Here is a 17,563-nt window from a genome sequence, read left to right as displayed (position 1 = left end):
GAAAATGGCAGATTTTTTTAATTGCTGATACCTGTTAAATTATCAGATTGTTTGGCCAATCAAGCAATCGCAATAGTGTAGCATATTGCGAGGTGAGTGCGCAGTGAGCAAGGTTTAGGTCATGGGTTCGAACTGCTTATTAGCTATTAACTAACTCATCGGTTACTACTAAAGCGGCAAATCTATCTTGCAGTGCTGCCATCGCGGTAGCATGCATGATATCAGCGCTGATTTTATCTTTTTTATAGTCAGGCAGATCGCGAGTGGCACAAGCATCATGGCAAACAAAACTGTCAAAGCCTAAATCAAAGGCGGCTCTCACGCTTGAGCTAACACACATATGACTCATAAAGCCTGCAAAAATAATTTGCTGTTTTTGTGCAGCTGAAATAAGTGCTTGCAGCTGGGTATCATGGAACGCATTGGGATTTTTTTTGACGATGACGGTTTCGCCATCCTTTGGTTGTAATTCAGCGATAATCTCGACGTTAGATGATAAGGGATCAAAAACGTTGCCGTTATCTGCGCCGTGATGGGCGATATGGAATATCGGAGCGTTCTGTATACGAGCTTTATCTAGCAATAGTCGCGCATTTGCAATGGCATTCGTACCAGCTTGCCCCAATGGCATCGCACCATCGACATATTCGTTTTGATAGTCAATAAAAACCACGGCGCAATTTGACCAATCGAGCGTATCAAATTGACCGCCAGCAATTTCAAGTAAAGTAGAGGGCGTAGAACTGAGTTTATTTGTCATTAATATTCTCCATTGGGCGAGATAATTAGGAATTTTTAGTTTTCTTAGTTTAACAAGTAATCCTAACAGTGCGAGGGCAGTGATACGAATGACACACAAAGGTTTCCAAATGACATCAAGTAAAAATATCGTGCAAAGACTTAATGAAAAGGCTTCTTAGATAAGACAAACTAATGAGTTAAATGCTCGTTATCTTTTTCATATCTTATCTATTATTAGTGAGCCATACAGCGTTATAGCAAGATAGACGCAATGTTTGCAAACACATTTCACAGCCATTTTTGAGCAAAATATGCTAGGATTAGCGGTTATCTTTATCGCTAATTTTTACAGCATGTCGCTAACCCGTCTCGCAGATATTTTCATATCTTTTGCCGTTGCTTTTAGGGCTGTTTAAGTATCTGATTGAGCAGCACGGTCTTGTATTTCTATTGTCCAGTTATCGGTATCAGCTATTTTATTTAGAGCTATCCATAATTGTCAGTGTTTGCCAATAAAGCTGCGTTAAATCGCGCGACTATCAACCTTTTTAAAAGAGTGCCCATTGTGATATTACGCCGCTATATGACTCAACAAGTTGCCTCAACGACCGCATTGGTTTTGGGGTTTTTAGTGGTGATGATGCTGGGCGGTCGTTTGATCCGTTACTTTGGGATTGCCGCAGAAGGCAATTTAGATATCAGCTTGTTATTTACCATCATTGGTTATAATTTGCCCTATTTCTTAGAGCTTATCCTGCCATTAGCATTTTTTATCGCTCTCATGCTGGTATTCGGGCGGCTGTATGTCGATCAAGAAATGGCAGTGATTAATGCCAGTGGGGTATCGCGTGGTAAACTTGCCCGTTTGATGACGCCGTTGATATTGGCGTTGTTCGTTGGTGAAGCGGCTTTATCCATCGTTGGTAAACCGTGGGGCGTACGCTCATCGGAAAGTGTCTGGCAACAGCAGGCATTGACCAGCGCTTTTGATTTAATTCGTCCCAATGAATTTATTAGTAGTGGCAATTATCATTTGTATGTGGGCAGCTTGAGTGATGATAAAAAGCAATTGCAAGATGTGATATTAATTCAATCTGAGCCTGAAAAAAAGGGCAGTGCCGCTAAAAACAACACTGCTAAAGAGGCTGCCGTCGATGTTAAAAATACCATCGATCCCGAAACAGCTGAGCAATTAAATATTTCAGACATACCAAATATGCCAACTGCGATTACTAATAATACCAACATCAGCAAAGATACTATTACGTTGGCTAAGCGTGCCGAGCAAGTAGACACGGGTAATAGCGGTGTGACCCAATTGGACTTGTTCCAAGGGCGTCGTTATGAAGTCGGTGCTGGCAGTCTGAAATACAATCAAGTGGGCTTTGATCGTTACCGCATTACTTTGACAGAACCCTCAAAAGAAGTCATCACTGAAGATAATATCGAAACGCAAGCGATTGGACCATTATGGCAAGCTGCGACGGGTGGTACGGCAAGTAGTGGCAACTCCCTGCGTGTGGCACAAAGTGAGCTTGGCTATCGTTTGGCATTGCCGTGGTTGATGATCATTGCACCAATGCTCGCTGTACCACTGGCGCAAGTACGTCCGCGTCAAGGTCGCTGGTTACGCCTATTCCCTTCTATTTTATTGTTTGTCAGCTGTGCACTGGGTATTATTTCACTCAAAAATGCTGTTAGCAAAGGCAGCGTGAGCGTCTGGGCATATGCGTGGCTCATTTTAGGATTTATGGCATTGGCACTCTATATGAATTGGGGCAGCCGTGTGCAGCATCGATTACGCTTTCGCAAACCGAAGAACACGCCTTTAACGGTTGCCGATCATCAGAGCAGTGGCTCACAAGGAGGGCAGTCCTAATGAGTGTCTTATCTTCTAAACCATCCAATCCTGACTCGAAAAATGCTCATGCTAAGTACGCTCGCAAACCTGCCAAACTAAAAGTGCTGAGCCGTTACGTCAAGCTGAACGCTTTGCTCGCAATCGTCGGAGCTGTCATAGGCTTGTGGGCATTACAGCTGGTATTCTCTTATTTGTCTGAGCTGGATTCGTTAGATGATAGCTATACGATGGGCGAGGCGATTAAGTATATTTTTTATCGCTCGCCTTATTTTTTAGAGCAATTTATTCCCACTGGCGCATTGCTAGGTGCAGTGGTCGGCTTGGGCTTGCTTGCCAATAAAAGTGAGCTGGTCGTGATGCGCGCCGCTGGCGTCAGCGTTTATCGTATCGTCGGTTGGGTATTGCAGCCCGCTTTGATTTTTGTGTTGCTCGCATTGATTATAAATCAGTTCGTGCTGCCGCACTCTAATCAATTGGCAAAAGAAATCAACGACGAAGACAGCAGTTCATTGGTCACCTCGGTACGCGGTTATTGGACGTTGCAGCCACGCTTTGAGAGTACAAAAGACGGCAGTGCCAAGCCAGATGGTAGCGATATTTTGTACATCGATTATGCTGATGTACAAGGTAATATCGGCGAAGTTAAACGCTGGCATTTAGACAATAATGGCAATCTGCAAACGGCCATTCACGCTGAGGGTGGTAAATATATTGGTCGTGAACCTGTTAATCCTGCCAGCAGCAAACCGAGCGAGCAATATCGCTATGAGTGGCAGCTGAACAACATGACCAAGCTGATGATTAACCAAGGCTTTGAGAGTAGCCAAGCCATCTCACCGTCAGATACCTTAAGCCTGCCCTTTGCCCCTGAATCGGTATATCTGCTTACCCGTAAGGCAGAGGATTTATCATTGACTCAGCTGTATGAGCATCGTCAATTTATGCGCCAACAAGGCACACGCTCGTTAAGTCATGAGCTGGCTTTTTGGCAAAAGCTACTGTCACCATTATCGATTTTATCGCTGGTGATTGTTGCCTGCTCATTCGTCTTTGGCTCACTGCGGACGCATAGCTTAGGCTTGCGTATCGTCGTAGCATTATTGTTTGGCTTGCTATTTAGTTACGTGCAAGACTTGGTTGGCTTTGTCTCATTGGCGACTGGTTTTTCGCCATTATTAATGGTGATATTACCCATTATCGCCAGTGCAATATTGGGTGGCTATTTGCTTAAGCGGCAGATGTAGCCAGATATCATTTGTTATAAAGGAGCCCGTTAAAACATAGTGTTTTAGCGGGCTCCTTTGATTATACAGCTTTTAAAGCTTAGTCTTTCGTCGCCATGGTAATCGTATAGGTCTTACCTTGTTTGATCTTTTCACTATTACCAAACACTTCGGTAAACGAGCGCTTCATAAACTGGCGTAGGCCATTGATGGTGACCACATAAAAACGGCCGCCCTTACGCATACGCGCATAGGCATCGAGGAAATATAAATAATGCTGCTCTTTACCTACTTTGGCTGGCAAGTTTGACATCACGAGGCTAAAGTCTTTGTCTTTTGCCACGTGATTGAAGCCATTTGATAAATGCACATCGACGTTTTTTAGACCGTTTTTCTCACAATTCAGGCGTGCATATTCTACCGCCATAAAATCTTTATCAATCAACGTATGCAGACCATTCGGACATTCACGCGCTGCCGTCATACCAAGTACGCCGTAACCACAGCCCAAATCGATCGAGTCATCGTCCGCTTCAAAATCAATATAATCAAGCAGCATCAAGCTACCGTCATCAAGCTTTTGCGGTGAAAAAATGCCCCACGTGGTCGAAAAATCAAATGGCTTACCCAGTACGTCTTGGCGAAAATTAATGTCTTCGCGCCAATGTTGGGCGTTTTTTAATAGGTCAGCAGGTGGTCTATGGCTCATGAGATTCTCGGATAATAGATAAGTAAAAGGTGGTACGCGATAGAATAAAACAGCGTACACATTATGATGGGTATTGTAACGAGAAAAGGGTAGGTTTGCAGCATGCTATTGTGGGAAATTGTGGTTGGGTCTAGTCGTAGGCTAGGCTTTATAAATATCTTCGATATTCCAACCTGAAAACTTAACACTATTATCAGCAAGAATATTTCTAGGTACATCTTCAAATAAATCTGAGCCTATACTGAAAAGCTCTTCAATTTTGTCACACTGTATATCACTTAAGTTTCTCCACCAATCAGGAGAAATAAAAGAATTCTCAGCAGAGCTAAAGAAGAAGTTAACTAAGTAGCTGAACATATCTTTCTTATCTATCTCTAGTAAAGAGTTAATGAAATTATCTATCACTTTTGCTTTTTTTAACCAACTAAAAACTACAAAACCTTTCCTATTACTTGAAAAAGCATTGAATACTAAGTATTCAGGCTTTACCTCTAAATTTGATAAATCTTGTATGTGTTTTTCATTGAAGTCTTGTGTAGGATTAACTGCTGATGAAACTACAATTGGTATCGGTGATGAGGACTCCATAACTAAGAAATTATAAGAGCGACTGCCTTTGCTTAAAAGTTCAAAATCTATATCATTTTTGATTATATATAAGTCATTAATTGCTGCTTCTAAGCCTAACTGATAAAAGAAATTCTGTTCTTGAATGTTTATTTGAAATACAAGATGTCTTCCTCGATCCATGTTTTTGACAAAATCTGCGACCTCTAAAGCATTCTCTTTAGCATAAATCTCTTTAGTTACTGCTCTATAAGTTAGTGCTATACACTGTTCTTGTGTTCCTAAAAATGGCATATCCTCAAAGCATGAAAATAACTGTTTATCGTGCTTTGAACAGAAGCCCTTGAAAGTAGAAGCTTTATTTATACCTATTTTTTCAAACCTTAGTTTTCCTTTATTTTTTCTATAATTCGCTAAATTCTGTTTTAAACCTAAAACGTGGTTAGTACTATCGGCAATATCAGTTAATCCACTAGATTTGGAGACAGTATGAGCTTTTATTATCTTTGTACATTCTGATTGTAACTCTTGAGGTGCATAGCAAGCTTCTCTCTTTGATATATTTTGCTCATATTCAATTACTTCGCCTGTAGAAATAGGTTTTTGATTTTCGCGATCTAGATGGCAACGTTTAAATTTCAAGCCTGAACCACACCAACATTGATCATTACGACCCAATTGGAGTATTTCATTGATATCAAATGTCATCATAGCTAACCTCTCGGATGATGCTCCGCATGCAATTTCTGCAATCTCGCCGTCGCTACATGGGTATAGATTTGCGTCGTTGATAAATCACTGTGCCCAAGTAATAACTGCACACTACGCAAATCCGCACCATGATTCAGTAAATGTGTGGCAAAGGCGTGGCGAAGGGTATGCGGTGATAGCTCTTTATCGATACTGGCGACTTTAGCGTACTTTTTAAGCAAATACCAAAAGTTCTGCCGCGTCATATAGCCCCCTTGCGCGGTTAAAAATACCGCTTGGCAATTTCCTGATTTTAAATGCGCAATCAAATCACCACGAGCATGCGTTAGATAATCTTCTAACGCATCGCTGGCATACTCACCGAGTGGCACCAGTCGTGTTTTATTGCCTTTGCCCGTGATTTGCAGCCAGCCAGCATTTAGATTCACTTGCTCTAATGAGAGATTAATCAATTCACTCACACGCAGCCCGCAGGCGTATAGCACCTCTAACATGGCTTTATCACGGAGTCCTAGCGCAGTGCTGGTATCAGGCGAGGCAAGTAGATTATCGACATCTGCTTCTGCTAAGTCTTTGGGAAGTGGACGTCCGAGCTTGGGGCTTTTGATACGCTCGCAAGGATTGTCTTCACGCAGATTACTGGCAATCATCCACAGATAAAACTGACGCAAGCTTGAGAGCATGCGTGCTTGGGTACGTGGGGTTTTGCCTTCTTGAGTCAGGGTTGATAAGCAATGCAGCACGTCATCAGGCTGCCAGCGTGTCAGGGCGATAGGATTGGTCAGCTCGCAGGAACGCAGGTCGCGGACATACGCATTACGAGTACGAGTCGCTAGACCACGTGCCAGCATGGCTTGACGAAACTCAGTCACATAACTGGGTTCGTCATCTACTGCCAGCGCCTTAGGTTGGCGCTGTTGCACGGCACGATCACGGCTCATAACTCAATACTCAATGGTTGAATGTTAGATAAGCGTTAAACACCATAACGAGGTAACTTCAGCACTGCGAGCGACATGTAGAGGATCCGTGTCATCTTGACTGCGACCATGCTTAGGTTGGGTATCCAGACGATATTTTACGGCCAATCCAGCATCAGCAAACAATTTTAATAACTCATCACGAGTGCGCAGTTGCAGGTGCTCTGCCAAGTCTGACATTATCAACCAAAGCTCTCCGTGCTCAGCTAAGTGCTGTTTAGCACCTTGCAAAACCCCACGCAGCATCGCACTTTTGGCATCATAGACGGCGTACTCAAGAGACGAGCTTGGCTTAGCAGGTAACCAAGGCGGATTACATACAATCAGATTGGCGAGTGGTGCATCAGTCGGATACAAATCGGCTTGCTGCAGTTGTACGGCAGGTAATTCTAACCGTGTAAAGTTCTCGTTGGCACAAGCCAAAGCACGTGGATTCAAATCCGTTGCTATCACTTGCGGAACACCGCGCTGCGCTAAGATAATAGCCAGCAATCCTGTGCCGGTACCGATGTCATAGGCGACATCATAGGTCGCTGGTAGCGGTGCATCGAGCAATAGCTGCACATACTCATGACGGGTTGGTGCAAAGACGCCATAATGCGGGAAAATGGATAGCCCTAAGCTGTCTATGGGGACGCCTTTTTCGCGCCATCCTGCTGCACCTAATGCACCTTGCAAGTCACGAAACGACAGTACACAAGACTCATCCATTGCCTTATCTAACGGGCCAAAAGCGGCTGTACAAGCTGCACTGACATCGGGCGCGCGGCGTAGTTGGCTGACATAACTGGCATCAAGCTCCAGTAGCAAACGGCTTAATATGCGAGAACGCTGCGCTTGCAGTTGGCGCTGCTGATGAAATAGATTAGGTATTTCTTTAGAGTTGCTTGAATCAGATTTTGTTGTAGATTTAGACGCTTTTTTTGCTTTACGCAGCTCAGAGCGCTCATTGGTACGATCTATGCGACGACCGAGCGCTTGTAGCAACTGGCGTGCATTATGAAAATCACCGCGCCATAGCAGTGAGCTGCCTTCGCACGCTAAGCGATAAGCATCATCTGCGGTCGTTGTATCATCGACCAATACAATGCGCGCAGGTGGCACATGATTGCTTTCAGACAACCAAAGAGCATTACGTAGAGTCTCGTTTTCTTGCCATTGTACATACTGCTTTTCTGTTTGTAACACGTAATAGCCTACCTTTTTTGAATAGTACTTTGGTTAAAATGCAAAGATATCTTTATATTGTTTATTGCGCTGTCAATGTTGTGCTGTGACCAATGCTTTGCTGCGGTCACTTGAGTGCATTTAAGCGCTTTTTTTCTTAACCAGATAACGATAAAGTGTGGCGCTGATTGGTGCATCCTCATCGCCAGCGACCGTTATTTCATCGGGATCGACGTTTAGATTTATATTTTCAGCAAGCGTTTCTTGCTGCACAAGTTCATGTCCCAAATGACGACAAAAATTAGGAATGTCACGAGTGGTGGCTGGGTCGGTGGCGAGTATTTCAATCACCTCGCCAGCATCAGCGTTACGGATGGTTCGATGCAGCATCATGACAGGCTCAGGGCAAATCAGCCCTTGAGTATCTAAATAATGATTGATCGTCGTTTGCGTGGTAAAAGTGATCATAGTAGTCATTTAAATCGATAATATAAGGTGAAAGTTTTTTGTGTCATTTATAAGCATGCTTTACGCTTCTTCAGCGGTTTCAGTGTCTTTTTCTGCTTCTAGAAAATTAAAAAAGCGCTTAAAGCTCACTTTAAATAAAAACGCCACACCTAGCCAGCAGGATAAGCCTAACCAGGCGGTATCAGCGAATAATAGTCCACCAACCAATATGATCGTTGATACGCCAATGCTCATGGCAATCATTGACGCTTGGTTTAAGCGATAACGATAAATCACCAGCGCATCATAAATAGTAATAGGAATCGTAAGCGCAACCAAGGCGTAAGGCAAGTTATAGAAAAGTTGATAAAGCAGTTGATTGTCATGAAAGGCTTTGATACTGGCAATGGTGCCAAAGACCATAAAGGCGAGAATAGCGGCATAAATGAGATAAATCGCTATTTGATTTGCTCGCTGTGCGCCTTTGATACGGGCGATGGCAAGCGGCGCAAAACCATGTTGCGATTTGTTTTGCAGGGAGTGGTCTGAGACAGTGGTCATAATAATCAGGTATTTATCCGTGTAGAGTGACGATATGTCAGAATTGGCAGTGTTTTAATTAAGAGTGCTTTAACAGCAGGTTTATCGCTGATTTAATCGGCTTTGATAGCGTCGATGGCGATACTGCTACTGGGGTCAGCGAAATAAGTCGACATCAGAATGCAGGCAGAGATGTCGTCAATTGGGTCGCGTTCATGCTTAATCCAACCATTATCCCATGCAATCTCACGCGCTGCCACTGAAGTCAGGCGCTCATCACAAAGGCTCACGACCACTGGTAGATGCTGTTCCATGACTCGATGCGCTAGACGACGGGCAAATTTATGCGCACGTTTGGAGAGCATGGAGCTGCTACCATCCATATTAAGTGGCAACCCAACCACCACTTTTGCCACGCCCCAGACTTTGATAATACCGAGCAGATTATCCCAATCAGGCTGACCATTATTCATCGCCAAAATATCAAAAGCACGCGCAGTCTCGGTAATGGTGTTACCCAGCGCCATGCCCATCTTTTTTACCCCGTAATCGAGCGCCAAAATAAGATGAGGCTTAATAGCAGGTTCCGCCACAGTAGTGTCAGCAGTTTCGATTTCAATGCTCGTATCAGACTCTACCATCATTATGCATACTTCCTATTTCTATTGGGCGTGATTCATTTAGCTTAACGGCTTTAATTTAAATGCAGCTTTAATTTAAAAGGATACTTTAGCAACCGTAGCCAATCATTAAGCATGACCAATATCGCTACTAAGGTAATCAAAGTTCACGCCAATCTTATCCGCGGCAATTTGCCAGCGTTCTTCGAATGGCGTATCAAACAATAAATTTAGATCAGCAGGACAGACGAGCCAATCGCCATTATTAAGTTCTTGATCGAGCTGTTTTTTACCCCAACTGGCATGACCTAAGCACAGTTGATAATGACCAACGCCTTGACCTGCGGCGATACGCTTAAGGATATCTTGACTGGTGGTAATACAGACGTTTTCTGAAATGGCAAAAGACGATGCCCACTCAGGCTGCCCCGTATGTAGCACAAAGCCAACCTCTGGATACATCGGGCCACCCTCTAATGCCACATCTTCCATCACTTGCGCATCCATCACTTCAATGTCTAAATCTTCTAGCAGTTTGCCCACGCGTGCCTGCTCTAATGGACGATTGACCATCAGACCAAGTGCGCCATGTTTATCATGACGGCAAATATAAATCAGCGCCTGCTCAAACCGTGGGTCTGACAGTTCTGGTGCCGCGATTAAGAAATGATGGGTCAAATTGGCTTTAGACATAGAGACAAACGCACCCTAATATTGAAGGTAAAATAACAGAAATGACACACCACTATATGGCGATACTGAGGTAAAAATCAACCAAAGCAAATATTTAGCAGTGATGAGACACAGCGCTGCACAACTGGTTGGTGAATGACCAAGCCTTTATTTCACATCGGTCAATAAACTACGCGCATGGTCGCGGGTGACATCAGTGATGATTACACCGCCAGACATGCGTGCCAGCTCGTCGACTTGCGCGCTATCGGTTAGTATTAATAGCTCGCTTTCGGTCTGCTCGTCATGATGTTTTTGTACCAAAATATGCTGATGTGCTTGCGCCGCGACTTGTGCTTGGTGAGTAATGGCCAGTAGCTGCTGCGTCTGCCCAAGCGCGCGCAGTAGCTCACCGACCACTTGCGCCGTACCGCCACTGATACCGACATCGACTTCATCAAATACTAGCATCGGCTTGGCGGCATTATTATCAGCATTGGTCGCTTGCAGTACTTGCATCACCAGTGCCATTCGTGACAGCTCACCGCCTGAGGCAATCTTATGTAATGGCTGCATCGGCATACCGACATTGGCGCTAAATAATAAATCGATATCATAGCAACCTTGCGCACTATATTGGCTGGCATCGGCTTTTTTGGTAAAGACAAACTCGCAGCGGGCATTGGGTAGCGCGAGCGGTTGTAGTTGCTGCATTAATTGTTTGCTGACGATCGGCGCGGCTTTCGAGCGCACTTTATTTAGCTGAGCGGCGAATGCAAGATAGTCTTGCCAAGCTTGTTCAATTTGTGCCGCCATCGCATCGCTACTTGGCTCGTTTTCTAACTGCTCTAATTGCGCTTCCCAGCCCTTTGCTTCATCGATTAAGTCGCTAGTTGGCAAGCTATGCTTACGTGATAAGCGATGACCTAAGCTGATAAGACTGTCTAGTGTCTGCAAACGCTCAGGATCAGGTAGTTGCTGCTCGGCATAATCTGAGAGTAGGGCGGTCACTTCAGTGATTTGCTGCTGTGCTAAATGTAGTTGCTCGGAGGCTTGCTCAAAGGTTTGGCTGACACTCATTTGGTTATCACAAAGCTTGATCGCTTGCCCAAGCAAGGACATGACGTCTGGCTCATCCGTGTCATTGTCGAGCAGATGCAAGCCATGACTGGCCTCTTGCATGAGGGCTTCGATATTAGACAGCTCTTCGTGCTCTGCTTCAACTTCTGCATAATCAACAGCCAATAACGGCGCAATATCAGCAAGTTGGCTTTGCAATAGTTGCATACGGTCTTGGCGCTGAGCCTCACGGTTCGCAATATCGTCAGCACGGCGTTTGAGCTGCTGGTAAGCTTGATAGCTACTGGCAGTTTGTAAAGCTAGCGACGTAATTTGCGCCATCTCGTCGAGCCATTGCACTACAAACTGCGGCTTGAGGAGCGCTTGCTGAGCATGTTGACTATGGATATTGACCAGCAATGCACCTAAGCTTTTGAGCTCTGCCAAGCTGACAGGCGTGCCATTTAACCACGCTTTTGAGCGTCCGCTATTGCTGAGCTGACGACGAATTAGGACTTCAGGCTCTTCTAGAGCTCGATCATTTTTAGCAAACCACTCAGCGATGACACCGTTATTTTCTACATCAAACTGCGCATAGATATCTGCATGCGCTGCGCCATGTCTGACCATTGCACTGTCTGCGCGCTCACCAACACATAAAGACAGCGCATCAAGCAATAATGACTTGCCAGCACCGGTCTCACCAGTGATGACATTGAAGCCTTCGGCCACACTCAGCTCATGCTGAGCGATCAACGCAAACTGATGTAAAGTTAATGATACTAGCATCAACGCCTCTCATGACAGACAATAGACTTCATATAAATCTCAAGAAGCCATAGATAAAGTAGGGTAGATAAGGGAGTGAAATTATTCATTTAACCGTGTTAATGAGATAAATGTTATAGGCAAATAGTATGATGTTAAACGCGCTTAAATACAAACTTTCAGGCACTGTATAATAGAATTTATTCTTGGAAGATTACCATAAAGCTATCAAAAACTGGCAATGAGTCGTCATCATAATATTCACAATATCAATCATTAAGATGACTAAGCCTGTCAAAATGATGGCGTTAGACTAAGAATGGTTGCGGATCAAATGTATAAAAAAAGCCCCATTATAGTGATAAGGTGCTGACTCAAAAAAAGATGAGTAAGTAAGTTTAAGATTCGCATCAAACAGCATTTTCCTAGTCGCTTTAACAAACTTTATAGATATAATGTGGTAGCATAATCTCACATAATGATAAACTCTTCTGATTAGATTAGTACGGTGTAATACACGATAACGAGTCATAATTTTGTAAAATGATAGGCGTATAGTTGGAAGAGTATGCCACTCGGTCATTATTCTAAAGTATTTTCATAGAACCTGTGGCTAGCTTTAGCGCACAGATATCTAGTATAGAAGGATACAGTACGTAGTACAGAGGTGTCGGTTAACGACGCAACTCTGGCGGTACTCTAACCAATTACTTATTTTTTAGTTTCGTAATGATTATTTGATAAGGAAGCCACTATGACAGCGGCGCAATTTACTAATGTAACAGTCAATGCTCAAGCGACGGTATCTTATGATGGTCGTTGTTCAAGCCACACTATTATGTTCGAAGATGGTCGACATAAAACATTGGGCGTTATCTTGCCTTGTGATAATTTGGTTGAGCATTACCATTTTAGCACCAATACCTCCGAGCGTATCGAAATCACGGGCGGTGAGTGTGAGGTCAAAATTAATGGTGATGAAGAATTCAGCTATTACCGCGCTGGTCAATCATTCGTGGTTGAAGGCAATAGTGGTTTTAATCTGCGGACAGAAGAAATTGTTCAATATATCTGCCACTTAGAAGGGTAAGTTTGCTAAAGCTGTTATTAAGTGATTGATGACAGCAAAAAGCCTTTTACTCAAAAAAAGAAAAACCTTATCGGATTGGTAAGGTTTTTCTTTTTCTGCTGATATTATTTATATGCAGATATCCATTTATTGATACAATTACTGTCATCTCTTTTTATCGCCTAGTTTTTATCATATAGCGCGATACCCACTTTATAATCAATAGGCCTATTATGGCAAAACCTACCTATTTTTATGGCATTCATGCGATTGATGCCTTACTCGAATATCGTCCTTTAGATGGGCTAAGCTTGTTTGTGCAGCAAGGTCGTGAGACTGATAGCCATGTACAAGCGATTATGGCGCAAGCACGTGACAATGGTATCAGTATCCAACCCACGCAAAAAGACAAACTCACGCAATTGTGTGGCAGCCCGCAGCACCAAGGTGTGGTGCTGAATGCGCGTCCTTTAGGATTTGCTGATGAAGGCTTGCTTGCTACCCTTGCTGGGCGTGACCAATGCTTATTATTGGTCTTAGATCAAATTACGGATGCACATAACTTTGGTGCTTGCTTGCGTACCGCAGTGGCGATGGGTGTGGATGCCGTGGTTTGTCCGAAACATCATGCGGCAAGTCTGACACCAACAGTGGCTAAAGTATCAGTCGGTGCAGCAGAGATGATGCCGATTATTAGTGTTACCAATTTGGCACGTACGCTCACGCAAATCAAAAATGCCGGGGTATTTGTGTTTGGTACAGCGCTTAATGCGGATGCCAAACCAATTCATGCTGCTGATCTGACTGGCAAAACAGCCATTATCATGGGTTCAGAAGGTGAGGGGATGCGTCGCCTGACTATGGAGAGCTGTGATGAGCTGGTATATATTCCGATGTCAGGAAATGAGCATGGCAACCTTCAAAGTCTAAATGTGAGTGTTGCCACTGGTATGGCGCTGTATGAGGTCAATCGACAGCGTACTTTAGCTGCTGGGCAAGCTTAAGATATTCTTGGTGTAATGGCGCTAGTTGCACATACAGAGCCGCAAGATCACTTTCGTTGAGCACCACATCATCCGCATGACGATTACGCTCTTCGCGGCTCAGCTGATTCACCATGATGGCTTTGATTTTTTGTATACTTTGTTCGTCGCGCTGACTGGCACGCGCAATCTGCGTATCCTCGGTGGCATCCATGACTAAGATACGTTGGCATAAATTGGCAAGCCCTGCTTCTGCTGCTTCAATAAGTAGAGGCGCTGACAATATCACGTAAGGCGAAGTACTGGTTGCCAACTGTGCTTTTGCTGCTTCGCGTATCGCTGGGTGAGTGATGGCTTCTAACTCAATCAATGCCTCAGGATGTGAAAAGACGTGCGTTCTTACTGCCACTCGATCCATTGATCCATCGCCATTCAATACCCAATCACCAAATTTTTTCTGGATTTTGTGCAGAGTGGTGCTACCTTTAGCGACGATTTCATGGGCAATCACATCCGCATCGATAATATCAATGCCTTGCTCAGCGAACCAAGCACTCGCAGCGGACTTACCACTACCGATACCACCCGTTAAGCCAACTACTAAGGTTTTGCTTTTCTTTTGCGGGGTCTGGGGCTTATGAGAATAAGGTGAAGATGCTTGTTTTGACATAATAATGACTTATCTGCTCGATATAATGACAGTGATGGTTATAAGCTAAGAAAGTATTTTGGTGCCTATTTTAAGATTTGGTGTCTACTTGAAAAGGAGCGACCGAAATACTTTCTAGGACAATTTAGTAAGTATACATGCCGAGATACCAGTTGACGATATCTGAGCCATATAATAAAGCAACAATACCAGCGATAGCGATATAAGGACCAAAGGCAAACGGCTTGCTTTCACCCTGTTTCTTCATCAAAATAATCCCAACGATTGAGCCTAATAGAGAAGACAATAAAATAATCAATGGCAACATCATGGGTCCAAGCCAAGCACCTAATACTGCCAATAATTTGAAATCTCCTTGCCCCATACCATGCTTTTTAGTGAGTAGATAAAATATCTTAACCACTATCCACAATGACAAAAATCCTAGCAATAAGCCCCAAATTGACTGGGTAGGTGAGACAAACCAACCTTGTGAATTCACTGCTAATCCTAAACCCGCTAATGGAAAGGTCAAGCGATCGGGCAGTAATTGGGTATCAAAATCAATACCGGTTAAGGCGACCAGCGTCCATACCAAAATCAGGGCTGACAAGCCAGCTGCAGTTACGCCAAACTGATAAATCACTAACATTGATAGTAGGGCTGTTGCTAGCTCAACCAGTGGATAACGCAGTCCAATCGCAGCTTTACATTCTGAGCAACGGCCACGTAGTATTAACCAGCTAATTAACGGTATGTTTTCGTACCACTTTATTTTGTGGGCGCAATGAGGGCAGCGTGAGGCTGGTCGACTCAAAGTAATCGGCTGGTCAGCTGCTACGATATTTGTTAGGGGCAGAGTGTGTTCGCGAGGCATGTCTGCTTGTTCTGACATAAACTGGCTGCACTCTTGTCGCCAACTATAAACCATCATCAGCGGAATACGGTGGATCACCACATTTAAAAAACTGCCAACACAAAGACCTAATAGGCCGAATATGCCTAAAGCGATAGGCATATTATCTTGTAATAACTCTATAAATTGCATGAACAAGCTGTCCTTTAAATAGCTTTTAGCCTACTACTGCGCCCATCTGGAAAATCGGTAAATACATGGCAATCACCAAGCCACCTACTAATACACCGAGCACTGCCATAATCATAGGCTCCATCAAGCTAGTTAGACCATCAACGGCATTATCGACTTCGTTTTCATAATATACTGCTACTTTATCAAGCATCTCTTCTAAGCTACCAGACTCTTCACCGATGCCAACCATTTGAATAGCCATACTTGGAAATAAATTAGTAGAACGTATTGAAAACTGTAGCTGTTGACCAGTAGAAACATCATTTTTGATTTGCTGAGTGGCATTATAAAATACAACATTATTGGTTGCACCCGCTGTAGAATCGAGGGCATCAATAAGCGGCACGCCTGCAGCAAAGGTCGTCGATAGTGTACGAGCAAAACGCGCAATAATCGCTTGATAAGCGATATTGCCAAATACTGGAACCTTTAAAACCGCACGGTCTAAAAAGTCACGGAATTTCTTAGAGCGTTTTTTCGCCTCTGAAAAGCCAACGATAGTACCGCCGATAATGATGATTAAAATAAACCACCACGCCTGCATCCACTCAGACATATTGACAACCATTTGGGTAAAAGCAGGCAGCTCTGCACCAAAAGATTCGAATAAATCTGAGAAAACTGGAACTACTTTTATCAATAGAATCATGGTGACAATGATAGCGACTACGATGACTGCAATAGGATATTTTACTGCTTTTTTAATTTTAGATTTGAGTAATTCACTTTTTTCTTTATAGGTCGCGACGCGTTCAAGCATGGTTTCCAGTGCACCTGACTGCTCACCAGAATCGACGAGTGAACAAAACAGATCATCAAAATAACGCGGGTGCTTGCGTAATGCTGAAGCAAAGGTTCCACCCGCTTCAATGTCAGATTTTATTTGTAATACCAAGTCTTTCATACTGGGGTTATCAAGTGAGTCAGCAACAATCTCAAAGGATTGGGTCAATGGCACGCCCGCTTTCATCATAGTAGCCAATTGACGGGCAAAAATAGCAATATCCATGGGTTTGATGGATTTCTTGAAAGTGTAAAGCGGCTTCGGTTTTTTCTTAATACCTTTGACGCTGATACCTTGTTTGCGTAAAGTCGCTTTTGCTAACTCTAAACTACGGCTGGTGGTCTCCCCTTTTACTTTTTGTCCGCGTCGATTCACCCCATCATAGACAAAGTCTAACAGCATGTCGGTCTTCGCTTTTGCCATGTTACTACCCTCAAAATATTGTCTAATATAGATATTGCAAAGATGTACAACGATGCCTGACTAATTACATAAAAAAGGCATACTTTATTTTAACGTAAAAAACCAGTATAACTCTGTTTTATATTTAAGTATATCTGGTAGGGATTATTGCTAATTTATAAAAGTCTGTACGATTACCACCCATCATATAAGTCCTCATATAAATAATGGCATTATTCATATAAGAGTGATTCTGAACTCTCGACTATACTTTTCACCATCGCACTGACAAAGACTGCTTTTTAGATAGCTAAAGATTAAAAAGTAGTTGGTTAGTCGCTTTGAACGTTCCCTTTCAGCAATCAGCAGTGCTTTTTTCTGTGCGTATTTGACCTGTAAAAAAGCAAACATCCTTACTCGGAAGTAACGCGCATCATTTCTTGAATACTGGTTACGCCTTGCAAGACTTTTAAAATGCCAGAGCGACGCAGGTCTCGGAAGCCATTTTTAAGTGCAGCGTC

17 protein-coding genes are annotated in these 17,563 nt (G+C 43.5%); 4 read left to right on the top strand and 13 right to left on the bottom strand.

The window, feature by feature from the left end; translation table 11 throughout:
• Window positions 1-139: 139 nt before the first annotated feature.
• Window positions 140-760, bottom strand: a complete 621-nt coding sequence (locus B2575_RS08510) for a cysteine hydrolase family protein (protein ID WP_296241252.1) — start codon at window positions 758-760, stop codon at window positions 140-142.
• Between the two features lie 564 nt (window positions 761-1,324).
• Between B2575_RS08510 and B2575_RS08505 the strand changes: the two genes are divergently transcribed.
• Window positions 1,325-2,620: an LPS export ABC transporter permease LptF gene (locus B2575_RS08505; RefSeq protein WP_296241250.1), complete on the top strand. Its 1,296-nt coding sequence runs from the start codon at window positions 1,325-1,327 to the stop codon at window positions 2,618-2,620.
• A complete protein-coding gene (gene lptG / locus B2575_RS08500; protein ID WP_201501743.1) occupies window positions 2,620-3,846 on the top strand; it encodes an LPS export ABC transporter permease LptG in 1,227 nt (408 codons plus the stop codon). Before B2575_RS08505 ends, lptG begins: the two co-directional genes overlap by 1 nt.
• A gap of 79 nt (window positions 3,847-3,925) precedes the next feature.
• Here the strand turns inward: lptG and B2575_RS08495 are convergent, their stop codons facing one another.
• The 9 genes from B2575_RS08495 to recN all read right to left on the bottom strand — a co-directional run bounded on the left by B2575_RS08495 (window position 3,926) and on the right by recN (window position 12,086).
• Window positions 3,926-4,534, bottom strand: a complete 609-nt coding sequence (locus tag B2575_RS08495; RefSeq protein ID WP_045442989.1) for a class I SAM-dependent methyltransferase — start codon at window positions 4,532-4,534, stop codon at window positions 3,926-3,928.
• Window positions 4,535-4,675: 141 nt separating this feature from the next.
• Window positions 4,676-5,812 (bottom strand): YecA family protein, encoded by a 1,137-nt coding sequence (locus tag B2575_RS08490; protein ID WP_296241247.1) that lies wholly within the window; start codon window positions 5,810-5,812, stop codon window positions 4,676-4,678.
• A 2-nt stretch (window positions 5,813-5,814) separates the two neighbouring features.
• A complete protein-coding gene (gene xerD / locus B2575_RS08485; RefSeq protein ID WP_045442992.1) occupies window positions 5,815-6,753 on the bottom strand; it encodes a site-specific tyrosine recombinase XerD in 939 nt (312 codons plus the stop codon).
• A gap of 24 nt (window positions 6,754-6,777) precedes the next feature.
• Window positions 6,778-7,980 (bottom strand): class I SAM-dependent methyltransferase, encoded by a 1,203-nt coding sequence (locus tag B2575_RS08480; RefSeq protein ID WP_296241245.1) that lies wholly within the window; start codon window positions 7,978-7,980, stop codon window positions 6,778-6,780.
• A gap of 120 nt (window positions 7,981-8,100) precedes the next feature.
• Window positions 8,101-8,427, bottom strand: a complete 327-nt coding sequence (tusA, locus tag B2575_RS08475; RefSeq protein ID WP_296241243.1) for a sulfurtransferase TusA — start codon at window positions 8,425-8,427, stop codon at window positions 8,101-8,103.
• A gap of 60 nt (window positions 8,428-8,487) precedes the next feature.
• Complete coding sequence (locus B2575_RS08470; RefSeq protein WP_087814891.1) at window positions 8,488-8,967, bottom strand: hypothetical protein; 480 nt, start codon at window positions 8,965-8,967, stop codon at window positions 8,488-8,490.
• 92 nt (window positions 8,968-9,059) lie between these two features.
• On the bottom strand, window positions 9,060-9,590 hold the full coding sequence (gene ruvX, locus B2575_RS08465) for a Holliday junction resolvase RuvX (RefSeq protein ID WP_413786573.1): 531 nt from the start codon (window positions 9,588-9,590) through the stop codon (window positions 9,060-9,062).
• A 105-nt stretch (window positions 9,591-9,695) separates the two neighbouring features.
• Entirely contained in the window at window positions 9,696-10,259 is a 564-nt protein-coding gene (locus B2575_RS08460) for a YqgE/AlgH family protein (RefSeq protein WP_296241240.1), read from the bottom strand.
• Between the two features lie 147 nt (window positions 10,260-10,406).
• Window positions 10,407-12,086, bottom strand: a complete 1,680-nt coding sequence (recN, locus tag B2575_RS08455) for a DNA repair protein RecN (protein WP_296241238.1) — start codon at window positions 12,084-12,086, stop codon at window positions 10,407-10,409.
• Window positions 12,087-12,819: 733 nt separating this feature from the next.
• Here recN and B2575_RS08450 point away from each other — a divergent pair.
• Window positions 12,820-13,155 carry a pyrimidine/purine nucleoside phosphorylase gene (locus tag B2575_RS08450; RefSeq protein WP_045443006.1) on the top strand — a complete coding sequence of 112 codons (336 nt, stop codon included), beginning with the start codon at window positions 12,820-12,822 and terminating at the stop codon, window positions 13,153-13,155.
• Between the two features lie 212 nt (window positions 13,156-13,367).
• Window positions 13,368-14,138 carry a 23S rRNA (guanosine(2251)-2'-O)-methyltransferase RlmB gene (gene rlmB / locus B2575_RS08445; RefSeq protein ID WP_055123702.1) on the top strand — a complete coding sequence of 257 codons (771 nt, stop codon included), beginning with the start codon at window positions 13,368-13,370 and terminating at the stop codon, window positions 14,136-14,138.
• Here rlmB and coaE read toward each other — a convergent pair.
• The 3 genes from coaE to B2575_RS08430 form a co-directional block, all read right to left on the bottom strand.
• Window positions 14,101-14,787 carry a dephospho-CoA kinase gene (coaE, locus tag B2575_RS08440; RefSeq protein WP_055123701.1) on the bottom strand — a complete coding sequence of 229 codons (687 nt, stop codon included), beginning with the start codon at window positions 14,785-14,787 and terminating at the stop codon, window positions 14,101-14,103. The two genes, rlmB and coaE, sit on opposite strands and share 38 nt — an antisense overlap.
• A gap of 124 nt (window positions 14,788-14,911) precedes the next feature.
• On the bottom strand, window positions 14,912-15,814 hold the full coding sequence (locus B2575_RS08435; protein ID WP_250163468.1) for a prepilin peptidase: 903 nt from the start codon (window positions 15,812-15,814) through the stop codon (window positions 14,912-14,914).
• Between the two features lie 25 nt (window positions 15,815-15,839).
• Window positions 15,840-17,063 (bottom strand): type II secretion system F family protein, encoded by a 1,224-nt coding sequence (locus tag B2575_RS08430; protein ID WP_045454865.1) that lies wholly within the window; start codon window positions 17,061-17,063, stop codon window positions 15,840-15,842.
• Window positions 17,064-17,563: the final 500 nt, after the last annotated feature.

The organism is Psychrobacter sp. UBA6739 (assembly GCF_002453835.1).
Taxonomy (GTDB): Bacteria; Pseudomonadota; Gammaproteobacteria; order Pseudomonadales; family Moraxellaceae; genus Psychrobacter; species Psychrobacter immobilis_A.
This window is presented reverse-complemented; position numbering and strand designations above follow the sequence as displayed.